This is a genomic window from Fulvivirga aurantia, assembly GCF_009711475.1.
Taxonomy (GTDB): domain Bacteria; phylum Bacteroidota; class Bacteroidia; order Cytophagales; family Cyclobacteriaceae; genus Fulvivirga; species Fulvivirga aurantia.
On sequence record NZ_SMMD01000254.1, the window covers coordinates 1 to 1336 of the forward strand.

The window sequence follows — 1336 nt, forward strand, 5'->3', positions numbered from 1 at the left end:
CCAGCGCCTTTATCGTTGAGCGAGTTGAGTACAATAAGGTCGAGATTTTTTGATTGTATCTTTTTCTGCGCATTATCGACTTCATTTTCAGTTTCCAATGCAAAGCCAACCATTACCTGGCCGTTTTTCTTCTGCTGGCCAAGAGCAGCTGCAATATCTCTTGTTTTAGTAAGTGCAATACTTAAATCATCACTTTTTTTCTTGATCTTCTGATCGGCTACGGTGGCTGGTTTGTAATCTGCTACAGCTGCTGCTAAAATACTTATGTCAGCAGTAGGAAACAGTTTCATGCAGGATTCATACATTTCTTCAGCAGCGCTTATCTTATGTAAGGTAATATTGGCATGAGAAATGTCCAGATGGGTAGGTCCGCTTACAAGATCAACCTTGGCACCTAGCTTGGCAAGTTGATGTGCTATGGCGTAGCCCATCTTACCACTTGAGTGATTGCCGATAAATCTAACCGGATCAATAGCTTCCTGTGTAGGTCCGGCAGTAATTAGCACCTTTTTATTTTTAAAAGGTGAATCAGAATCTAGCTCTTTATTTAAAAATGCTATTATATTTTCCGGTTCGGCCATTCGGCCCTGACCTACCAGTCCGCTGGCGAGCTCACCTTCTTCTGCATCGATAATAATATTACCATAGCTCCTAAGTTGCTCTAGATTATTGGTAGTTGATGGGTGTGCGTACATGTCGAGATCCATGGCAGGAGCAACATATACAGGACATTTAGCCGATAAATAAGTAGCCAGTAATAAATTATCGCAAAGGCCATTGGCCATTTTACCTATAGTATTGGCACTAGCCGGAGCTATCAGCATAAGGTCTGCCCAAAGCCCAAGTTCTACATGGTTATTCCATTCGCCCTGGTCGTTTTTAGTAAACTTCGACAGTACAGGGTTTTTAGAAAGTGTAGCTAAAGTAAGGGGGGTAATAAAGTCAGAAGCAGAGGCAGTCATAACAACTTTTACCTCTGCTCCTGATTTTGTTAATAATCGCACCAAAGCCGCTGACTTATACGCAGCGATGCTTCCACATACTCCCAGTAAAATTTTCTTATCCTGGAGCATGGTACGACTACTAAAGTTCTAATTTATTGTCTTCTTCTTCAGTATTGTGACGATACATTACTTTGCCTTCTTCGAATTCTTCGATGGCGATGTTAGTAGACTTAGGAAGACGCTCGTAAAATTTAGAGATTTCGATTTGCTCTCTGTTTTCGAAAATCTCTTCAAGATTATCAACAGTAGAAGCAAACTCAGCAAGCTTAGCATTAAGCTCTTCTTTTACGTTTACAGCAATTTGTCTTGATCTCTTACCAATGATTGCTACA

Annotated in this window: 2 protein-coding genes; both read right to left on the reverse strand. The window is 40.8% G+C overall.

Annotated elements, in window-relative coordinates; genetic code table 11:
* The coding region (coaBC, locus tag E1176_RS00905) for a bifunctional phosphopantothenoylcysteine decarboxylase/phosphopantothenate--cysteine ligase CoaBC (protein WP_155208710.1) at window positions 1–1073 on the reverse strand (1073 nt) is incomplete at its 3' end.
* A gap of 10 nt (window positions 1074–1083) precedes the next feature.
* Window positions 1084–1336 (reverse strand): DNA-directed RNA polymerase subunit omega (locus tag E1176_RS00910; RefSeq protein WP_155208711.1); only part of this gene is annotated, 253 nt, incomplete at its 5' end.